Origin of the sequence: Microbispora rosea (assembly GCF_044460045.1) — a bacterium.
Taxonomy (GTDB): Bacteria; Actinomycetota; Actinomycetes; order Streptosporangiales; family Streptosporangiaceae; genus Microbispora; species Microbispora rosea.
Genome location: NZ_JBITJO010000008.1, coordinates 223,198 through 242,073 on the forward strand (window position 1 = coordinate 223,198; position 18,876 = coordinate 242,073).

Annotated in this window: 19 protein-coding genes; 12 read left to right on the forward strand and 7 right to left on the reverse strand. The window is 72.9% G+C overall.

Going from position 1 to position 18,876, the window contains the following annotated elements; genetic code table 11:
- The first annotated feature begins 6 nt into the window (after positions 1-6).
- Positions 7-1,485 (forward strand): leucyl aminopeptidase family protein, encoded by a 1,479-nt coding sequence (locus ACIBK1_RS30090; RefSeq protein WP_396739061.1) that lies wholly within the window; start codon positions 7-9, stop codon positions 1,483-1,485.
- On the opposite strand, the gene ACIBK1_RS30095 is transcribed toward ACIBK1_RS30090, so the two are convergent.
- Complete coding sequence (locus tag ACIBK1_RS30095) at positions 1,472-2,101, reverse strand: O-methyltransferase (protein ID WP_036406043.1); 630 nt, start codon at positions 2,099-2,101, stop codon at positions 1,472-1,474. The two genes, ACIBK1_RS30090 and ACIBK1_RS30095, sit on opposite strands and share 14 nt — an antisense overlap.
- 185 nt (positions 2,102-2,286) lie before the next feature.
- On the opposite strand from ACIBK1_RS30095, the gene sigE reads away from it, so the two are divergent.
- The 4 genes from sigE to ACIBK1_RS30115 all read left to right on the forward strand — a co-directional run bounded on the left by sigE (position 2,287) and on the right by ACIBK1_RS30115 (position 5,273).
- Positions 2,287-2,895: an RNA polymerase sigma factor SigE gene (gene sigE / locus ACIBK1_RS30100; protein ID WP_030507457.1), complete on the forward strand. Its 609-nt coding sequence runs from the start codon at positions 2,287-2,289 to the stop codon at positions 2,893-2,895.
- On the forward strand, positions 2,892-3,455 hold the full coding sequence (locus tag ACIBK1_RS30105; protein ID WP_030507456.1) for an anti-sigma factor family protein: 564 nt from the start codon (positions 2,892-2,894) through the stop codon (positions 3,453-3,455). Before sigE ends, ACIBK1_RS30105 begins: the two co-directional genes overlap by 4 nt.
- A gap of 106 nt (positions 3,456-3,561) precedes the next feature.
- Positions 3,562-4,851, forward strand: coding sequence for a S1C family serine protease (locus ACIBK1_RS30110; RefSeq protein WP_051761583.1), 1,290 nt, complete (start codon positions 3,562-3,564; stop codon positions 4,849-4,851).
- A gap of 77 nt (positions 4,852-4,928) precedes the next feature.
- Positions 4,929-5,273 carry a sec-independent translocase gene (locus tag ACIBK1_RS30115; protein ID WP_030507454.1) on the forward strand — a complete coding sequence of 115 codons (345 nt, stop codon included), beginning with the start codon at positions 4,929-4,931 and terminating at the stop codon, positions 5,271-5,273.
- Positions 5,274-5,300: 27 nt separating this feature from the next.
- On the opposite strand, the gene ACIBK1_RS30120 is transcribed toward ACIBK1_RS30115, so the two are convergent.
- From ACIBK1_RS30120 to ACIBK1_RS30130, 3 genes are read right to left on the reverse strand one after another with little or no spacing between them, the layout of a single operon-like run.
- A complete protein-coding gene (locus tag ACIBK1_RS30120; RefSeq protein ID WP_030507453.1) occupies positions 5,301-6,440 on the reverse strand; it encodes an Mrp/NBP35 family ATP-binding protein in 1,140 nt (379 codons plus the stop codon).
- 17 nt (positions 6,441-6,457) lie between these two features.
- Positions 6,458-6,952, reverse strand: a complete 495-nt coding sequence (locus tag ACIBK1_RS30125) for a DUF1003 domain-containing protein (protein WP_036406038.1) — start codon at positions 6,950-6,952, stop codon at positions 6,458-6,460.
- Positions 6,949-8,154 (reverse strand): magnesium transporter MgtE N-terminal domain-containing protein, encoded by a 1,206-nt coding sequence (locus tag ACIBK1_RS30130; RefSeq protein WP_363526381.1) that lies wholly within the window; start codon positions 8,152-8,154, stop codon positions 6,949-6,951. Before ACIBK1_RS30130 ends, ACIBK1_RS30125 begins: the two co-directional genes overlap by 4 nt.
- 85 nt (positions 8,155-8,239) lie before the next feature.
- On the opposite strand from ACIBK1_RS30130, the gene ACIBK1_RS30135 reads away from it, so the two are divergent.
- The gene (locus tag ACIBK1_RS30135; protein WP_396739140.1) at positions 8,240-9,184 is read left to right on the forward strand and encodes an EamA family transporter; all 945 of its coding nucleotides are present in this window, start codon (positions 8,240-8,242) and stop codon (positions 9,182-9,184) included.
- A 5-nt stretch (positions 9,185-9,189) separates the two neighbouring features.
- On the opposite strand, the gene ACIBK1_RS30140 is transcribed toward ACIBK1_RS30135, so the two are convergent.
- Positions 9,190-9,567, reverse strand: a complete 378-nt coding sequence (locus ACIBK1_RS30140; RefSeq protein WP_030507449.1) for a hypothetical protein — start codon at positions 9,565-9,567, stop codon at positions 9,190-9,192.
- 35 nt (positions 9,568-9,602) lie between these two features.
- On the opposite strand from ACIBK1_RS30140, the gene ACIBK1_RS30145 reads away from it, so the two are divergent.
- The 3 genes from ACIBK1_RS30145 to ACIBK1_RS30155 all read left to right on the forward strand — a co-directional run bounded on the left by ACIBK1_RS30145 (position 9,603) and on the right by ACIBK1_RS30155 (position 15,171).
- Positions 9,603-10,541 (forward strand): HpcH/HpaI aldolase/citrate lyase family protein, encoded by a 939-nt coding sequence (locus tag ACIBK1_RS30145; RefSeq protein WP_030507448.1) that lies wholly within the window; start codon positions 9,603-9,605, stop codon positions 10,539-10,541.
- Between the two features lie 28 nt (positions 10,542-10,569).
- Positions 10,570-11,664, forward strand: a complete 1,095-nt coding sequence (locus ACIBK1_RS30150; protein ID WP_076433896.1) for a CPBP family intramembrane glutamic endopeptidase — start codon at positions 10,570-10,572, stop codon at positions 11,662-11,664.
- 135 nt (positions 11,665-11,799) lie between these two features.
- Positions 11,800-15,171 (forward strand): hypothetical protein, encoded by a 3,372-nt coding sequence (locus ACIBK1_RS30155; protein WP_396739064.1) that lies wholly within the window; start codon positions 11,800-11,802, stop codon positions 15,169-15,171.
- Here the strand turns inward: ACIBK1_RS30155 and ACIBK1_RS30160 are convergent, their stop codons facing one another.
- The gene (locus ACIBK1_RS30160; RefSeq protein WP_396739066.1) at positions 15,172-15,582 is read right to left on the reverse strand and encodes an NUDIX hydrolase; all 411 of its coding nucleotides are present in this window, start codon (positions 15,580-15,582) and stop codon (positions 15,172-15,174) included.
- Between the two features lie 72 nt (positions 15,583-15,654).
- Between ACIBK1_RS30160 and ACIBK1_RS30165 the strand changes: the two genes are divergently transcribed.
- The 3 genes from ACIBK1_RS30165 to ACIBK1_RS30175 are packed head-to-tail and all read left to right on the forward strand — an operon-like array spanning position 15,655 to position 18,012.
- Positions 15,655-16,299, forward strand: coding sequence for a DUF6758 family protein (locus ACIBK1_RS30165; protein WP_030507444.1), 645 nt, complete (start codon positions 15,655-15,657; stop codon positions 16,297-16,299).
- A gap of 41 nt (positions 16,300-16,340) precedes the next feature.
- Entirely contained in the window at positions 16,341-17,054 is a 714-nt protein-coding gene (locus ACIBK1_RS30170) for an MBL fold metallo-hydrolase (RefSeq protein WP_030507443.1), read from the forward strand.
- Positions 17,055-17,058: 4 nt separating this feature from the next.
- The gene (locus ACIBK1_RS30175; RefSeq protein ID WP_363419146.1) at positions 17,059-18,012 is read left to right on the forward strand and encodes a RecB family exonuclease; all 954 of its coding nucleotides are present in this window, start codon (positions 17,059-17,061) and stop codon (positions 18,010-18,012) included.
- Here the strand turns inward: ACIBK1_RS30175 and ACIBK1_RS30180 are convergent.
- A complete protein-coding gene (locus ACIBK1_RS30180) occupies positions 17,963-18,874 on the reverse strand; it encodes an oxygenase MpaB family protein (RefSeq protein WP_030507441.1) in 912 nt (303 codons plus the stop codon). The two genes, ACIBK1_RS30175 and ACIBK1_RS30180, sit on opposite strands and share 50 nt — an antisense overlap.
- Positions 18,875-18,876: the final 2 nt, after the last annotated feature.

Here is an 18,876-nt window from a genome sequence, read left to right on the forward strand (position 1 = left end):
GTGGACGTGCCCATCGAGACCACGCCGGTCCTCACCGGTTCTCACGGCGTCGCCGGTCGTGACGGCGCCGGGCCCGCGCCGGACGCCGACCTGGTGGCCGTGCCTTTCGGACCCGGACCGGTCCTTGCCCCGGCGCCCTGGCTGGAGTCTCCGGTGCCGGTTGATGCGCTGCTGGCGCACCACGAGGCCAAGGGAGAGCCGGGCGAGGTCGTCGAGGTGCCCACCGTCAGGGACGGCGGCGTGCGGCGCGTCCTGCTGTACGGCACCGGCGACGGCTCGGCCGCCGCGCTGCGCAAGGCCGGGGCGGCCGTCGCGAGGCGGGCGAAGGGCCGGGCGTCGCTGTCGGTCGTCGTGCCGTCCGAGGGGGAGACGGCCGCCCTGGTCGAGGGCGCGCTGCTCGCGGCGTACACGTTCACCATCGGCAACGGCCGCACGAAGCCGGTCGGGGAGATCGTCTTCCTCGGCGGGGACGAGCGGGACCTGAAGCGCGGCGAGGCGGTCGCGCGGGCCACCGCGCTCGCCCGCGACCTCGTCAACACCCCGTCGTCGGTGAAGACGCCCGCCTGGCTCGCCGACCAGGCGAAGGCGGTCGCCGCCGGGTCCGGGCTCGGCGTATGCGTGTGGGAGGGGCCCGAGCTCGGCGAGTTCGGCGGCATCCGGGCTGTCGGGCAGGGGTCGATCAGCCCGCCGTGCCTGGTCCAGCTCTCCTACACGCCGGAGAACCCGCGCGCCCACGTGGTGCTCGCCGGCAAGGGCATCACGTTCGACACCGGCGGCCTGTCCCTGAAGCCCACCGAGGGCATGAAGACGATGAAGACCGACATGGCGGGCGGGGCCGCCGTCATCGCCGCGATGAGCGCGCTGGCGGCCTTCGAGGCGCCGGTGCGGGTCACCGGCCTCGTGGCCTGCGCGGAGAACTCCATCTCCGGCTCGGCGCAGCGGCCGGGAGACGTCATCACCCAGTACGGCGGGCGCACGGTCGAGGTGCTGAACACCGACGCGGAGGGCCGTCTCGTGCTGGCCGACGCGCTGGCGTACGCGCACGCGGAACTCGACCCGGACGTGGTGATCGACGTCGCCACGCTGACCGGCGCGGCCAAGGTCGCGCTCGGCGTGAACCTGGGCGCGCTTTACGCCACCGACGAGTCGCTGGCCGCCGGCCTGATCGCCGCCGGGGAGGCCGGCGGGGAGCGGCTGTGGCGGATGCCGCTCGTGGAGGACTACCGGGCGATGCTCGACTCCGACGTGGCCGACCTGGCCAACGTCGACAGGACGATGTCGGGTGCGGCGGGGTCGATCGCCGCCGCGCTGTTCCTGCAGGAGTTCACCGGCGGGCGGCCCTGGGCGCACCTGGACATCGCGGGGCCCGCGCGGGCCGCCTCAGACGAGGGCGAGATCACCAAGGGCGGCACCGGCTTCGGCGTCCGCCTGCTCCTCCGCTACCTCGCCACCGCGTCTCGGCCGGCGCCGGTCAGAGGAGCCTGACGGCGGCCAGCAGCCCTGAGCCGAGCGGCACCATCAGGGGGCGCAGTCGCTCGTCGTTCCTGACGAGCTTGCCCAGCTCCCGGATCGCGACTGTGTCGGGGTCGCGCTGGGTGGGGTCGGCGACCTGGTCGTCGCAGAAGGCGTCGCCGAAGACGACGACCCCGCCCGGGCGCAGGAGCCGCACCGACTCGGTGAGGTAGTCGATGTACTCCTGCTTGGCCGCGTCGCAGAAGACCATGTCGTAGCCGCCGTCGGCGAGGCGGGGAAGGACGTCGAGCGCGCGGCCGCCGATCAGGCGGATGCGGCTGCCGGAATACCCCGCCTCCGCGAACGTCTGCCGTGCCATGCGCTGATGCTCCGGCTCCACGTCCACGCTCGTGAGCGTGCCGTCCGGGCGCATGCCGCGCAGCAGCCACAGGCCGGAGACCCCGCACCCGGTGCCGACCTCCACCACCGAGCGTGCGTTCACCACGGTGGCGAGGAAGCAGAGCGCCGCTCCGCACCCGGGCAGGATCGGGCGCGCCCCGACCTCGATGCCCCGCCGGCGCGCGGTCCGCAGGATGTCGTCCTCCGGGACGAACTCCTCCGCGTACTCCAGGCTGGCCGGTGTCGCCATCGGCCTCTCCCTCCCCTGCTTCATCTTGGACGCAGCCTAGGGGAGTCGGACCGGAACGGGAACTCACGCCACAACGGGGACGTTGCACGCTTTGAACGGTCTTTGTTCGAGACCGCTCAGCCCGCGGTGCGCAGGAAGGGGCGAAACCAGGCACTATGGCTGTAGCGACGATCCTGCAGAGAGGAATGCCGGTGGACGAGCACGACCACCAGGCGGAGACTTCGGTGTCCGACTGGACGCCTCCCACCTGGGAGGAGGTCGTCCGAACTCATTCGGCTCGGGTCTACCGGCTGGCCTATCGGCTCACGGGCAACGTCCACGACGCCGAGGACCTCACTCAGGAGGTCTTCGTCCGGGTCTTCCGGTCCCTGTCGAGCTACACCCCGGGAACGTTCGAGGGGTGGCTGCACCGGATCACGACGAACCTCTTCCTCGACATGGCGCGGCGCAGGCAGCGCATCCGCTTCGAGGGGCTGGCGGACGACGCCGCCGAGCGGCTGCGCGGCCGCGAGCCGTCCCCGGCGCAGGCGTACGACGACGCGCACCTGGAGCCCGACATCCAGGCCGCGCTCGACGCCCTGGCCCCGGACTTCCGGGCGGCCGTGGTGCTGTGCGACATCGAGGGACTGTCCTACGAGGAGATCGCCGCGACGCTCGGCGTGAAACTCGGCACGGTGCGCAGCCGCATCCACCGGGGCCGCGCCCAACTGCGGGAGGCACTCGACCACCGGGCGCCCTCCGCGAACCGGAACGGCGATCAAACCCCCCCTTCAATCAGCAGGGAGGGACTGTGAGTCATCTTGGCGAGCGCGTCTCCGCGCTCATCGACGGCGAACTCAGTCACAACGAGCGGGAACGCGCGCTCGCGCACCTGACGTTCTGCGCGGACTGCCGCGCGGAGGTCGACGCGATGCGGGCGCTGAAGACCCGCCTGCGGTCCATGGATCCGCCCGCCATGCCGGCGGACCTCACCATGTCGCTGCTGCGCATGGCCGAGCCAGGAGGGCCGTTGCCGCCGCGGATGCGGCCCTTTCCCGACCACCCGGCCTTCGGCACCGGGCGGCTACCCGGCATGCACGCCGCCGGACCCATGGACAACCGGCCCCGAGGCCGGGACGAGGGACGATCGGGGCCCGGGCGGCCGGGAAGGGCCAGACGGGCCGGATACGTCGCCGTGGGAATGGCCGGCGCCGCCGTCGCCCTCGGCACCATGCTCATGGCCGGGGGATCCACGGCCACCCCGAACCCGACGCCCGGCCAGATGTTCGTACAGCATCCCGCGCAGAACAGGGCGCCCGTGGTGAGCGTGTCACCCAGCCCGTCACCCAGCGTAAGCAGGGGTTTTTCGCGCTGATTCGGGGAATCGGCATACGATCGGACACCGCAGCCGTCGTGTGCCGTCTTCCTCGTTACCGCGGCTGCCCAGCGGATGACGCCGTGTGCGAGGAGTGACTGCCGCGATGACCGACAACACGCGTCCGTACGGCGCGTCGGACCGGCCCGAGTTCCTTCCCGCGGGCGAGGAGCCGCAGGGCCCTCCCGACGGCCCTCCGCCCCCCACCGGCCCGTACGGCATGGGCCCCGGCTGGGCTCCGCCGCCGCTGTACCCCGTCGTGCCGCAGCGGGAGCCGCGCGGCCCCAACATCGCGCTCTACGCGGCCCTGGCGGTGGTCATCGCGCTCGTGGCGGGCGGTCTGGCGAGCTGGGGCACGTTCCTGCTGACGCGCCCGTCCTCCGGCATCGACCCCGCATACACGCTGAGCACGCCGACGAAGCAGCCCACGAACCGGCCGCCGCAGTCCGTGGCCGGGGTGGCCGCCAAGGTCCTGCCCAGCGTGGTCTCGCTGGAGGTCAAGGGCAACAGCGAGTCCGGCACCGGATCGGGCTTCGTCGTCAAGGGCGGCTACATCGTCACGAACAACCACGTGGTGGCCGTCGCGGGGCAGGCCGGGGAGATCCGCATCCGTTACAACGACCGCACCTCCTCGGGCGCGCGCGTCGTCGGCCGCGACCCCAACTCCGACATCGCGGTCGTCAAGCCCGACGGAACCGTCAGGGCCCCCGAGCTGCCTCTCGGCAACTCCGACGGCGTCGTGGTCGGCGACCCGGTCATCGCGGTCGGCTCGCCCCTCGGGCTGAGCGGCACGGTCACCACCGGCATCGTCAGCTCGCTCAACCGGCCCGTCGAGGCGGGCGGCAGCACCGGGTCCGACTACGCGCTCATCAACGCGATCCAGACGGACGCCGCCATCAACCCCGGCAACTCGGGCGGCCCGCTGGTGAACGCCGCGGGCGAGGTGATCGGCGTGAACTCGGCGATCGCCACCGTCGGCGGCTCCCTGCTCGGCCAGCAGTCCGGCAGCATCGGCCTGGGCTTCGCGATCCCGGTGAACCAGGTGCGCCGGATCGCCCAGGAGCTCATCACCACCGGAACGGCCCGCACCTCCAGGATCGGCATCACGATCGACCAGACCTACCAGGGCCAGGGGGTGCGGATCGCCACCCAGACGGAGGGCGGCGCCGTGCCGGTCACGCCGGGAGGCCCGGCCGCGAAGGCGGGCCTGCACGCGGGGGACGTCATCCTGGAGGTCGACGGCCGGCCCGTGAGCGACAGCCAGGAGCTGATCGTCACCATCCGCAGCAAGGCCCCCGGCGACCAGGTGCGGATCAAGTTCCGGCACGACGGCGAGGTGCGGACGGCGACGGTCACGGTCGGCGCGGCCCCCGCCCCCAACGCACGGCCGTCATAAGAGCCGGGCTCCCCTGTCCACAGCTTGGGGCGCGGGCATTAATCTGAATTCAGTCGTACGTGCAGGAGGAGATCGCCATGTTCGGACTCGGCTGGGGGGAGGCCCTGGCATTGGTGGTGATCGCCCTGCTCGTCTTCGGGCCGGAGAAACTGCCTCAGGCCGCATCGCAGGCGGGCCGTACGCTGCGGCAGCTGCGGCAGATGGCCAACAACGCGAAGGCGGACCTGCAGGCCAACATGGGGCCCGAGTTCGCCAACTTCGACCCGGCCGATCTCAACCCCAAGAACTTCGTGCGCAAGCACCTGCTCGACGACATCGAGAAGGACTGGAACGACACTCCGGCGACGGCCGAGCCGGTCGCCGCCCCCACGCCGGAACTCGGCGTGGGGGAGATCCCGCCCTACGACAACGAGGCGACCTGACCTGCTCTGGGGCGTGTCAGGCACTCCCTAGTGCTTGACCGGGGAGATGTCGAGCTTCAGGCCCTTGAGGCTGGTCGACTTCTTGCCGAGCCCGGCCGCGATCCTGCGCAGCTCCGCGGCCGCGGGGGCGTCGGGGTCGGTCAGCACGAGGGGCTTGCCCTCGTCGCCGCCCTCACGCAGCCGCATGTCGATCGGCACCTGGCCGAGCAGCGGCACACGCGCGCCCAGCGTGCGGGTCAGCGCGTCGGCCACGGTCTGGCCGCCGCCCTCGCCGAACACCGAGATGCGCTCGTCGCAGTGCGGGCAGGGCAGCCACGCCATGTTCTCGATGACGCCCGCGATCTGCTGGTGGGTCTGGGCGGCGATCGACCCGGCGCGCTCGGCCACCTCTGCGGCGGCCTGCTGCGGGGTCGTCACGACGAGGATCTCGGCCGTGGGCATGCGCTGGGCGACCGAGATGGCGATGTCGCCGGTGCCCGGGGGCAGGTCCATCAGCAGGACGTCGAGGTCGCCCCAGTAGACGTCGGTGAGGAACTGGTAGAGCGCGCGGTCGAGCATCGGGCCGCGCCACACCACCGGAGTGTTGCCCTCGGGCTTGAACATGCCGACCGAGATGACCTTGATGTCATGCGCCACCGGCGGCATGATCATGTCCTCGACCTTGGTGGGCCGCTCGCTCACACCGAGCATGCGCGGCACCGAGTGGCCGTAGATGTCGGCGTCGACGACGCCGACCTTCAGGCCCTGGGAGGCCATCGCAGCGGCGAGGTTCACCGTGACCGACGACTTGCCGACGCCGCCCTTGCCGCTCGCGACCGCGAACACGCGGGTCAGCGAGCCGGGCTTGGCGAAGGGGATCTCCTTCTCCGGCCCGCGGTCGCCGCGGAGCTTCGTCTGCAGTTCCTTGCGCTGCTCGGCGCTCATGACGTCCATGTCCACGTGGACGCGGGAGACGCCGTCGATCCGGGACACGGCGCCGGTGACGTCGCGGGTGATGGTGTCCTTCAGCGGGCAGCCGGCGACGGTCAGGTACACGCCAACGCGCACCACCCCGTCGGGGGAGATGTCGACGTTCTTGACCATGCCGAGCTCGGTGATCGGCCGGCGGATCTCCGGGTCGTTCACCGTCGCCAGCGCGGCCATGACCAGTTCAGGGGATGGTGCCATGAATCCATGCTATGGACTCAGCGGGAATCCTCCGAACCCGCCCCACGTGATCTAGCCCCGGCCTCGCTCAGCTCCTCCTGCAGGCGCTGGAGCTCGGAGCGGATGTAGTCGCGCGTGGCCACCTCGCCGAGCGCGATGCGCAGGCCGGCGATCTCCCGGGTGAGGTACTCGATCTCCGCCTGGTTGCGCTCGGCCGCCACCCTGTCCTGCTCGTACTGGACGCGGTCGCGGTCGGCCTGCCTGTTCTGCGCGAGCAGGATCAGCGGCGCGGCGTACGACGCCTGGAGCGAGAGCATCAGGGTCAGGAAGATGAACGGATAGGGGTCGAACTTGTACGGCGCGAACACGTTCCAGAGCAGCCAGACCGAGACGAACACGGTCATGTAGACGATGAACCGCGCCGTGCCGAGGAACCGCGCGAACCGCTCCGAGAACTCGCCGAACGCCTCGGGGTCGTAGTACAGCCGCAGGCGGGGAGTCAGCTCGCGCGGCTGGTCGAGACGTTCTGTCATGGGCGTTCCCGCCAGTCCTCCGGAAGCATGTGGTCGAGCACGTCGTCGACGGTCACCGCGCCGAGCAGGCGGCACAGCTCGTCCACGACGGGGACCGCGACCAGGTTGTACGTCGCGAGGTAGGCCGCCACCTCGTGCACCGTGAGCTCGGGCCTGATCGGGTCCACCGTGATGTCTATCACGCTGCCGAGCAGCGTCGACGGCGGCTCTCGCAGCAGGCGCTGGAAGTGCGCCGCCCCCAGGAAGCGTCCGGTCGGGGTCTCGGTCGGCGGGCGGGTCACGTACACCTGGGCGGCGATGGCGGGGGTCTGCTCCTGCTGGCGGATGTGCGCGAGGGCCTCGGCCACGGTCGAGGTCGGCGGGAGGACGACCGGCTCGGTCGTCATCATGCCGCCGGCGGTGAACTCCCCGTAGGTCAGCAGCCGCCGGACCGGCGCGGCCTCCTCCGGCACCATGAGCCGCAGCAGCCCCTCGGCCTGCTCCGCGGGCAGCTCCTGCAGCAGGTCGGCGGCGTCGTCCGGGCTCATCTCCTCCAGCACGTCGGCGGCGCGCTCCCGGTGCAGCCGGCTCAGCACGAGCACCTGGTCGCGCTCGGGCAGCTCCTCCAGGACGTCGGCGAGCCGGTCGTCGTCCAAGGCGGCGGCGACCTCGGCCATCCGCTTGGTGGGCAGCTCGTGCAGCATGTTCGCCAGGTCGGCCGGGCGCAGCGCCTCGAAGGCGGCGAGAAGGTTGGCCGCGCCCTGGTCCTTCTGTATCCCGGTGAAGCCGGTGATCTCGTCCCAGTCCACGATCAGCGTCTCGCCCTTGCGCCGCGTCCCCCGGCGCACCGCGACCTTCGTGATGAGCCACTCGGACGGCCGGGGCTGCTCCATGGCCAGGTCCTGTACGGTCACCCGCTCGCCCTTGTACTCGACGGTGCGGTCGAGCATCTCCCCGATGGCCAGCGTCTCGGCGTCCCGGCACTCGAACCTGCGCATGTTGAGCTTGCCGGTGAAGATGAGGGCGCGGGCCTCGATGCTGGTGATCCTGGTGATCGGCAGGAAGACCCGGCGGCGTGGCTGGACCTCCACGACGAAGCCGTGGACCCGGGGGAGCAGCGGTCCCCGCAGTGAGACGACGACGTCCCGGATCCGGCCGATCTGGTCGCCGGCCGGGTCGAAGACCGCCAGCCCCGCCAGGCGGGCCACGAAGATCCGATCCACTCTGTCAGGTTACGCAAGGATGCGGGCCGCTCCGTGTTATGACAGGATCAAAGCCGTTTATTGGTAATTACATGGGCAGGTGACGATGAGGGTTGTCAGCCTGGCGATCGCGGGCGTCTCGGCCTTCTGCTTCGGGTTCTCCGGACCGATGGCGAAGGTCCTCGGCATGGCCGGGCTCACGCCGCTGGAGGCCGTGTGGATCCGCATGGCGGGGGCCGGCGTGCTCCTGCTGGCGGTGCTGGCCGCCGTCAGGCCGCGAGCCCTGCGCATCCCCCGCGACCGCTTGCTGTTCTTCGCGGCGTACGCCGTGATCGCGGTGGCCGCCGTGCAGGCCTTGTATTTCGTGGCCATCACCCGGTTGCCGGTCGGCGTGGCGCTGCTGATCGAGTACACCTCGCCGGTGCTGGTGGTCCTGTGGGTGCGGTTCGTCCGGCGGCTACGGCTGCCGCGCTCAGCCTACCTGGGGGCGCTGATCGCGGTCGTGGGGCTGGCGATCGTCGTGCAGGTCTGGGACGGCCTGCGCCTCGACGCGCTCGGGCTGCTGCTCGCCCTGATCGCCGCCGCCTGCTGCGCCGGGTATTTCCTCATGAGCGACTCGTTCGGCGACGACGTGGACACGCTGGGCCTGATCGGCTGGGCCATGCTCGGCTCGGCGGTGGTCCTGCTGCCCCTCTCCCGGCCCTGGAACATCGACTGGGCGGCGTTCACCCGCGTCGTCGAGGTCTCCGGTCACTCGGTCCCCGTCGCCGCGGCCGCCGTCGTGCTGGTCGTGGTGGCCACGGTCGTCGCGTACGCGACCGGGGTCACGGCCGTGCGGCGGCTGTCGGCCGCGGTCGGGTCGACGGTCGCCTCGGTGGAGGTCATCGCGGGGGCGTTGGTCGCCTGGGTGCTGCTCGGCGAGCGCCTGGGAGCCGCCCAGATCGCCGGAGGCGTCATCGTGCTCGCCGGGGCCCTGCTGGCCCAGACCGCGACCGTACGGCTCGGCTCCGAGCGCCACGCCGCCGAGGTGGTGGAGACCGTACGCGTCTGACGCCGTCACGTCCGGGGGGCGAGCCGCACGACGGTGGACTCCTCGGCCCAGCGGGCGGTCAGCCCGGCGGCGTCGCGGGCGTTGAGGCGCTCCTTGGCCAGCGCGGCCACGGCCCCCGGGGCGGCCGCCTGGTCCACCACCTCGGCGACGGCCGGGAAACGGATGAGTTCGGCGCCGTTGTCCTTGCTGCGCAGAACCACCTCTATCTCGCCGTGCCCGGCGGCGAGCTCGGCCAGCCCGGGCAGGGACTGCTCCCCTCCGCCGGTCACCACGTGGATCGCGCCGTCGTGCCACGCGTGCCAGGCCAGCCGGACCCCGGACGGCAGGCCGAGCCACAGCACACCGGACTTCTTCGCGCCCTCTTCGATCACCGGCAGGGTCATGCGCCCCAGCCTAATCACCGCGCTACGGTGTGCCCATGCGCGCTCGACGTTCGTGCCTGGCGGTGCCGGGCAGCAACCCGCGTTTCCTGGAGAAGGCCCAGGGTCTCGCGGCCGACGAGGTCTTCCTCGACCTGGAGGACTCCGTCGCCCCCGATGCGAAGGACGAGGCGCGCCGCAACGTCGTCGCCGCGCTCGGACAGGGTGACTGGGCGGGGAAGACGGTCGTCGTCCGGGTCAACGACCTCACCACCCGCTGGACCTACCGGGACGTCATCGAGGTCGTCGAGGGCGCCGGGGACCGGCTCGACTGCCTCATGCTGCCGAAGGTCGCGGACGCCTCCCACGTGGCCTGGCTCGACACCCTGCTCGGCCAGATCGAGCGGGCCATCGGCCTGCCCGAGGGCGGCATCGGCATCGAGGCGCAGATCGAGGACGCCAGGGGCCTCGTCAACGCCGACGACATCGCCGCGTCCTCGCCCCGGCTGGAGACGCTGGTCTTCGGCCCGGCCGACTTCATGGCCTCGATCGGCATGCGGACGCTGGTCGTGGGCGAGCAGCCCCCCGGGTACGGCGAGGGCGACGCCTACCACTACATCCTCATGCGCATCCTCATGGCCGCCCGCGCGAACGGCCTCCAGGCGATCGACGGGCCATACCTGCAGATCCGCGACCTGACCGGCTTCCGCCGGGTCGCCATGCGGTCGGCCGCGCTGGGCTTCGACGGCAAGTGGGTGCTCCACCCGTCGCAGGTGGAGGCGGCCAACGAGGTGTTCTCGCCGTCGCAGGAGGACTACGACCACGCCGAGCTCATCCTCGACGCGTACGAGTACTACACGACGGTCGAGAAGCGGGGCGCGGTCATGCTGGGGGACGAGATGATCGACGAGGCGTCGCGGAAGATGGCCTTGGTTGTGGCGGCCAAGGGCCGCGCCGCCGGTCTTTCCAGGTCGAGCTCCTTCACCCCGCCCAGCTGATCACCCTCGGCACGCGAAGAATGGACATATGAACGAACCACAGCCGGGCCCGGATCAGGCCGCCGGCCCGAACCAGCTGCCCGGTCCCTACCTGGCGCCCGGGCCGTACGCGGGCGGGACGGCCTGGCCGGCCGGTCCGCCGCAGCCACAGCCGCCGCCGCAGCCGCCCCCCGCGGCCTGGCCGTATCCCGGCCCGTACTCGTGGGGACCGCCCCCGCGTGCCCGCTGGGACGTTCCGCCTCCGCCCGGCACCCGTTACGACCGGCTGAGCCGTACGCCGCTGCACCGCTGGTGGCGGCCCATCCTCGGCACGGCGGCGATCATCGCGGCCTTCCTGGCGCTCTCGATCCTCGTCGGCCTGGTGGCCTTCGCGGTGTCGCTCGTCACGGGCGTGCCCATGGCGCGGACGGGGGCCCGGCTGTTCGCCGACCCCGTCCTCGACCTCGGGTTCCAGTTGGGGGTCATCGCGCTGCTGCTGCCGCTGGTGCTCGGCGCGGCGTGGCTGATCCAGCGGCGGCCGCCGGGGTCGCTGTCGTCGGTGGCCCTGCGGCTGCGGTGGCGGTGGCTGGGGGCCTGCCTGCTGGTCGCGTTGCTGGCGGTCGTGCTCGGGCAGGCGGTCGAGGCGGGGATGCTGATGTCCGCCGGGGTGGACCCCGGATTCAGCTGGGCGGGCTGGGAGGAGTTCCTCCCGGCCATCATCGTGATCCTGCTGCTGGTGCCGTTCCAGTCGGCGGCGGAGGAGTACGCCTACCGCGGGTGGATCATCCAGGGGTTCGGGGCGTATCTGCGCAACCCGTGGCCGGCGATCCTGGTGGGCGCGGCGGCCTTCGCCGCCTCGCACGGCTACACGGGCTGGGGGATCGTCTACGTCTTCGCGTTCGGCATGCTCATGGGGTGGCTGGCGGTCCGCACCGGCGGGCTGGAGGCGCCGATCGCGCTGCACGCGACCAACAACATCATGGCTTTCGGGGTTGTCGCGGCCTCGGGGGACATGGGAAGTGCGATGGAACAGGGCGAGGTGCCCTGGGAGGCGCTCATCGGATCGGCCGTCCAGTTCGCGGTTTTCGGCGTCGGGGTGCTGATAATCGCCCGAAAGTGGGCAATTCAGACTCTCTCCCGATAAATCTCACTAGAGAGGTATGGCCCCCACGCTCTTCCCGTGTTGCTCTGGATTCGTGATGGGGTATCACTGTGATCGCTTTGCCGTACGACAGGTGGAACGGTCCGGATTGACCTCTCCGGGGAGGAGGTGCTGAGCGTGGCCTCAGGCCCCCACGAAGACGAGCCCGACCGCCGGCGCGCCGCCGGCGAACCCTCCTCCGTGCCCCCGCCGGAGCTGCACCACCGGCCGCCCGGCCCGTCCCCGTGGGCGCTGCCTCCGTTCGCGGCCCCCATCCCCGATGACGTGGCCGATGACGCGGGCGAGCCGGAGGACGACGAGGACACCCGGCCGTACCGCAAGATCGACGACCCGGGCTTACGCGACCCGGACTTACCCGGCGGCATCTGGGCTCCGCGCCCCGGATCGGATGCGGGCGACGGGCCGGAGCCGGAGGCGCGGCGCGACCGCGGGCCCAGGACGGGCCGCAGACCGTACGCGGCGCCGTACGGGGCGAGGCCCTACGGGACGGGCGAGCCGCGCCACAGCCGCTCCGGCGGACGAAGTCCCGGCGACCCCGGCGACCCCGGCGACCCCGGCGACGCGGGCGACGCGGGCGACGCGGGCGCGACCGGCCCGCCCGGTCCCGCCGGCGCCCCCACGACCTGGCATGGCGAGGGTGCCAGGTCGGCGGGGGAGCCGGCGCAGGAGTCACCCGGGCAGGAGGAGGGCCGGCGTCGCCGGATCGTGAACCGGCCGGACAAGCTGGTCGCCTCAGGCCCGCCCCGGCCCCGGCGGGCCCAGATCCCCCGTGAGAACCCGGACGGGCCCGGCGCCCCCGAGATCGACACCCCCGCGTCGGGACCGCTGCGCGAGCACGACCCCGCAGAGCACGATCCGACAGAGCACGACCGCACAGAGCACGACCGCACAGAGCACGTGTGGACGCACACGCCGCCCGAGCCCGCCTCCCGCCACGGCCTGGGAGAGCCGGGCGGCATCCGCATCAGCTCCGAGATCCCGGTCGAGCCCGAGCGCGACGACCCGCCCGTCGAGCCGGCCGAACCCGTCGAGCCGGTCGAGCCGGTCGAGCGCATCGGGCGCCCGCCGGGAGGCCGCCCGGCGCGTCCCGACATGCTCGTGGCCTCCGGCCCGCCCCGGCCGGGTGGCGGACGCCGACACAGGCGGGTGCTGCCGGTCCGGCGGTTCACCCCGCGCCTGCCCCGGATGGTCGCTCCGGCGGTGATCGCCGTGGTCCTCGTGGCGGCCGCCGTGCTGGGCGTGGCCGTCGTCAGGTGGGCCGGCGGGCCGTCCAGGGCCGGGCTGCGCCTCGCCGCCGGCGACGGCCAGTCGGGCGACGCCGCGTTCTCCGCGCCCGGGCTGCCGGGCAACGGCTCCAGCCAGGTGCTCACCGCGTTCGCCGCTGCGGGCGCGACGGTGGTGGCGGCGGGCAGCGACACGACGAGCCCGCTCGCCCGGCCGCTGTTCCTCGTGTCCGCCGACGGAGGCGCGCACTGGCAGACGGGCCGGGTCGCCGACGCCCCGGGCTACGAGTCCGCGCCCGGGGCGGTCGGCAGGATCGCGGGCGGCGACGGGCGCTGGCTCGCCGTCGGCACCGACGCGCCCGGCTCCGCGGGCCCGGCCGCCCGCGGCATCTGGGTCTCCTCCGACGGCCGGTCCTGGACCGCGGTGGATCCCGCCCGGCTGACCGCGTTCTGGAGCCAGGACAGGATCACCGACGTGGCGCGGACCGCGACCGGCTTCCTCGCCGTGGGCGCCACGACCCTGCGGGACGGCACGGCGGGCCCGGTCGCCTGGGTGTCACCCGACGGCGTCGGCTGGACGAGAGTGGACGGCGACCAGATCGGCACCCCTGACAAGATCAGGGCGATGCGGGCGGTGGCCGCCAGGGGCGACAGCGTGGTGGCGCTCGCCGATCCGGGCTCGGGCGACTCCATCTCGGTCGTCCTGCGCTCCGACGACGGCGGCCGCACCTGGCTGCGCACGGCCGCGGCCCTGGCGGACGTACGCGCGGAGCCCGGCGCGCTGGCCGTCACCGAGAAGGGCTTCGTGCTCGTGCCCACGCGGCAGAAGTCGGACGCCGGCGAGGTCCGGGTCTACTGCTCGCCCGAGGGCGCCGACTGGACCCAGTGCGGCACGATAGGGCCGCTCGGCGCGGAGGGGACGGGCGTGCGCGGCCTGGCGGCGTCGGCGGCGGGCGTCGCGGCGGTGGCCGAGTCGGCCTGGGAGCGGTACGCCGTCTACACCAGCCAGGACGGGCACAAGTGGACCAGGAGCGCCGATCTCGGCGAGATCCCCGGGACGCTGCGCGGGCTGGCCATCACCGACGCCGGGGTCCTCGTGGCGGGCGGCGACAGGCGCGGGCCGGGCGATGTGGAGAACCTCCCCGTGCTGATCACCGCGGGGAAGGGCGAGGCGGCGCACACCGTGCCGCTCAAGGAGATCGCCGGGCTCAACCGGCTCGCCAGGGACACCGCGGACGTCGCGGCGTCCGGCGGCACGTTCGTGGCCGTGGGCGCGGCCAACGGCGACGCCGCGATCTGGACGAGCGGCAACAACGGCGCCAACTGGAAGGACGCGGCGTTCCCCGACCTGCTGGGCGGGCCGGGACGCCAGGCGCTCAGCGGCGTGGCGCACGGCCCCAGGGGATGGCTCGCCGTCGGCAGCACGACGACCGACCCGGCGGTCACCCGGCCGCTGCTGGTCACCTCCGCCGACGGGAAGAGCTGGCGGCCGGGTCCCGCGATCGAGGTGCCCGCGGGCCACTTCCTGCTCGCGCCCGGCGTGGTGGCCGCCGGACCGAAGGGCTACGTCCTGGCGGGGGAGGACCGGTCCGCCACGGGGACGCTGCCCGCCCTGTGGTTCAGCCCCGACCTCAAGCGGTACACCCGTTCCGCGCCGGGCAGCATGCCGGCCGGAGGGGCGGGTGTGCGCCTGTACGGCGTCACGGCGACGCCGCACGGGTTCATGGCCGTCGGCGGGTCGGGCACCGCCGACCGCGAGACGGGGGTGGTCTGGGTCTCCTCCGACGGGCTCAACTGGAGCGCCCGCGGCCGGGTGCTGCCGCCGGAGACCACCTCGGCCGGGCTGCGCCACGTGGTCGCGACCGAGGCCGGCGTGGTGGTCGTCGGCACCGCGATGACCGAGGAAGGCCCCCGGCCGTTCTCCGCGCTGTCCACCGACGACGGCGCGAGCTGGGAGTTCGGCACGCTGCCCGCCGACGCCGCCGCCTCGGTCCTCGACCTGACCTCGACCGGGCGGGGACTGGTCGCCGTCGGATCGCATCGGTCGCCCGGGGAGGGCGGCGAGGCCGACAGCGCCGCGTGGGCGTCCGAGAACGGGGTGGACTGGTCGCGTCAGACGCTCACCCAGGACGGCCTCGGCGGCGAGGGATCGCAGTGGCTCGGGGCGGTCGCGGTCTCCGGAGACCGCGTGGTGGCCGTCGGCAGGTCGGCCGGTTACGCCGACGACCATCTGACGATCTGGCGGAGCACGGTCACGGAGCGATGATCAGGGAGCGGTGATCCCGGGGACGACTCCCCATTCGGCGAGGGCGCCGGCGAGGCCGTCGGTCAGCGGGAGCCGCGCCAGGTCGGACGGCGCCCACCAGCGGGCGTCGGCGGCGTCGTCCCCGGCCACCGGCACGCCTTCCGAGGCCGTCGCCACGTAGTCGTGGATCTCGTAGGTCCCGCCGCCGGGGGCGGGCCGCAGCACGGTCCCGGCGAGCCGTACGACGGTGACGTCGAGGCCGGTCTCCTCGCGCAGCTCGCGGCGCAGCGCCTGCTCGTCGGTCTCGCCGGGCTCGACCCTGCCGCCCGGCAGCGACCACAGCCCCTCGCCGGGAGGGCGCCCCCGCCGCACCAGCAGCAGACGCCCTTCGGTGTCGGTGACGATCGCGCCCACACATCTGATGCACCGCACATCACCAAGATTACGACTGGATAACGGGCAGACTCTTGACGTACGGACGTCACGGAAGCACCGTGAATATTTGTGAGAACCGCGCCAACATGTCCGCGGTGCTTCGGGCCGCTACACGAACCGAACGTCTGGTCGAGTTCCTGGCGATGCGCCGCTCACGGGGACGTCCTGCCCTTCCAGCCGCCCCGGCGGCCCTCCCAGGCCGCTGCAGAGGCCCTGTGCGAGGCGGCGAGGGTGCCCGTCTGGCTCCCGTGGCCGCTGCCCACCGGGTGGCTGGTGACGGGCTTCGGAGAAGTGGGTGACGACCGCACCGGCGTGAGGGCGAGCGTCGTCGCCCTCACGGGCCCGTCGGTCACCCAGGGGCCTGCCGACATGCTGATCATCGCCGAGGAACCCGGCATCGGTCTCGGCGCCGCGTACGCCGGGCTGCCGGGCCCGGACCCCGGTGAGGGCTTCGACGCCGGCCCCCCGCACGCCAAGATCGACGCACGCGGCCATCCGACGGCGCTGTGGTGCGCGGGGCGGGGAGTGCCGGGCGACCGGGCCGTCTACGTGGGCGAGGCTCTCGGCAACTGGCTGTGGACGGTCGCCTGGCCGGTCGAGGCCGGCTGCTTCATCGCGCTGGCCAACTTGTCGCTGCGTGACCTGCGGGACCAGGATCAGGCGCTCGATCTGCCGTTCGGCGCCTTCTCGCCGCGCCTCGACGGGGATGTCTGAACGGCGGGCTGGATCCGCGAGGGATAGTAAGGTTCTGAGCCGTGACAGCGCGCATCGAACGAGTGGTGACCTCGGGCCTCGTGGACATCGAAGGCGACGAGCACAAGGTCGAGAACAACACCTGGATCGTGGGCGACGACGACGAGGTGATCGTCATCGACCCGGCGCGGGACGCCGACAAGATCCTGGAAAAGGTCGGCGACCGCGAGGTCCTCGCCGTCATCTGCACCCACGGCCTGCCCGACCACGTGGGCGCCGCGATCGAGGTGGCGGCCAGGGACGAGGCCGTGATCGCCGTCCACCCCAAGGACAAGCGCCTGTGGCGGCAGACCTGGGAGGAGACCTGGCCCGACATCGAGATGGAGGACGAGGGGCTGTTCTCCGTGGCCGACGTCGAGCTGGAGGTGCTCTCCACGCCGGGCGTCACGCCGGGCGGCGTCTCGCTCTACTGCGAGGGCCTCGGCGCGGTCTTCAGCGGCAAGACCCTGCTCATGGACGGCCCCGGCAAGCTCGGCGGGGAGTATCCCGCGCTCGCCGACCAGCTCACCTCGATCGGCGAGCGGCTGTTCACGCTGCCCCACGAGACGAGGGTGCTGCCCGCGCACGGCGAGGAGGGCAGGATCGGCGACCTGGAGCCCGAGTTCGACCGCTGGTTGTCGGGGTCGCTGACCGGAGCCCAGGAGGCCGAGGCGGCGCCGCCGCCGCTCGTGGACGGCACCACGGCGTCCGGCATCAAGCTGAACCTCGACGAGTAGGGCCGTGGAGCAGCTCGGCCTCGACGGTATGCCGAGGCGGCTCTACACCTGCACTCCGTCGCGCCTGAACACCTGGCTCGACTGCCGGCGTCGCTACCGCTTCACCTACCTCGACCGGCCCGCTCCGCAGAAGGGGCCCCCGTGGGCGCACAACAGCGTGGGGGCCTCCGTCCACAACGCGCTGGCGGCGTGGTGGCGGGAGCCGTACGACCGGCGTTCGCCGGTCATGGCGGCCGTGCTGCTCACCAACGGCTGGATCCGCGAGGGGTTCAGGGACGAGGAGCAGTCGGCCGCGTGGCGGGACCGGGCCCGCGCGATGGTCTCCTCCTACGTCGCCACGCTCGACCCCGGTGACGAGCCGGTGGGCGTCGAGCGCACGGTCGCCACGCGCACGTCGGTCATCGCCGTCTCCGGCCGGGTGGACCGGCTCGACCGGCGCGGGGACGAACTGGTCGTGGTCGACTACAAGACCGGCCGCCGCCCGCCGACCTCCGACGACGCCCGTTCGTCGATCGCGCTGGCGATCTACGCGATCGCGTCGTCCCGCATGATGCGCCGCGCCTGCCACCGCGTGGAGTTACACCACCTGCCCTCGGGCACGGTCGCCGAGTGGGAGCACACGGACGAGTCGCTCGCCCGGCACCTGCGCCGTGCCGAGGACATCGCGACGGAGGCGGCCGACGCCGACGACGCCTATCGCGAGTGGGCCGGACCCACGAAGGGCGCCGTTCCCGCACCGAGACGGGAGGAGGGCGCGGGGGCGCTCGCGGTGCCGCCCGAGATCGACCGGCTGTTCCCGCCCGAGCCCGGCCCCATCTGCTCCTGGTGCGACTTCCGCCGCCACTGCCCCGAGGGGCGGGCGGCCTCGCCCGACCGGCTCCCCTGGGACGGCCTGGCGGAGACGCCGGTCACCCCGTCACCCGGCCGGGATGGCGGCGAGGATCGACCAGCGCCCTGAGGCCCCTGTCGACGTCGTATCCGGCGGCACCCAGGCGTTCGCGTGAGGCCCGCAGCATCGCCCTGGTGCCGTCGTCGAGCACCTGCTGGTGCACGAAGTCGGGGATCGTGTTCATGGTCAGCCGGAAGGCCCGCAACGCCGCCGTGACCGCGATCTGCGGCACCTCGGGCAGCGCGCCGTACAGGCGGCGGGCCCAGTCGGGCAACGTGTAGTAGCACAGCGCGCCGAACGGGAAGTAGACCGGCTTGGCCGGGGACAGGAAGCGCATGCTCTCCGGCAGGCGCGGCCAGAGCAGGAACCGCACGGCGGCGGCCGACTCGGGGATGACCCGCAGGACCGGCTGCATCCGGGCGAAGTAGTCGTTCATCTCGCTGACGGAGCCAGGCACGTCGTCCGGGTGGAGCCCGACGTACGTGGCACTGCGCCGCTGCTCCGCGAGGTACTGGTCGGCCTGCCGGTCGGTGATCGGGACGCCCGCGCGGCGGACGACCTCCAGGTAGGACGTCACCTCCGCGCAGTGGACCCACAGCAGCAGCTCGGGCTCGTCCACCCGGTGGGTCCTGCCCGTGTCGGGGTCGCGGATGCGCAGGGTCCGGTGGATCGCGCGCACCCGCCTGCCGATCTCCTCGGCCTCCTCGGGACTGCCGTACGTCACGCGGCCCACGAAGTCCGCGGTGCGGCGCAGCCGGCCGAAGGGGTCCTCCCGGAAGTTGGAGTTCTGCCACACGCCCCGCATCGCCAGCGGATGCAGGGCCTGCAGCATCAGGCCGCGCACGCCGCCCACCCACATGGTCCGGTCGACGTGGACCAGCCACGTCGCCGATTCCGGAGGCTGGGCGGTCAGGCCGCTGGTTCCGGGCATGG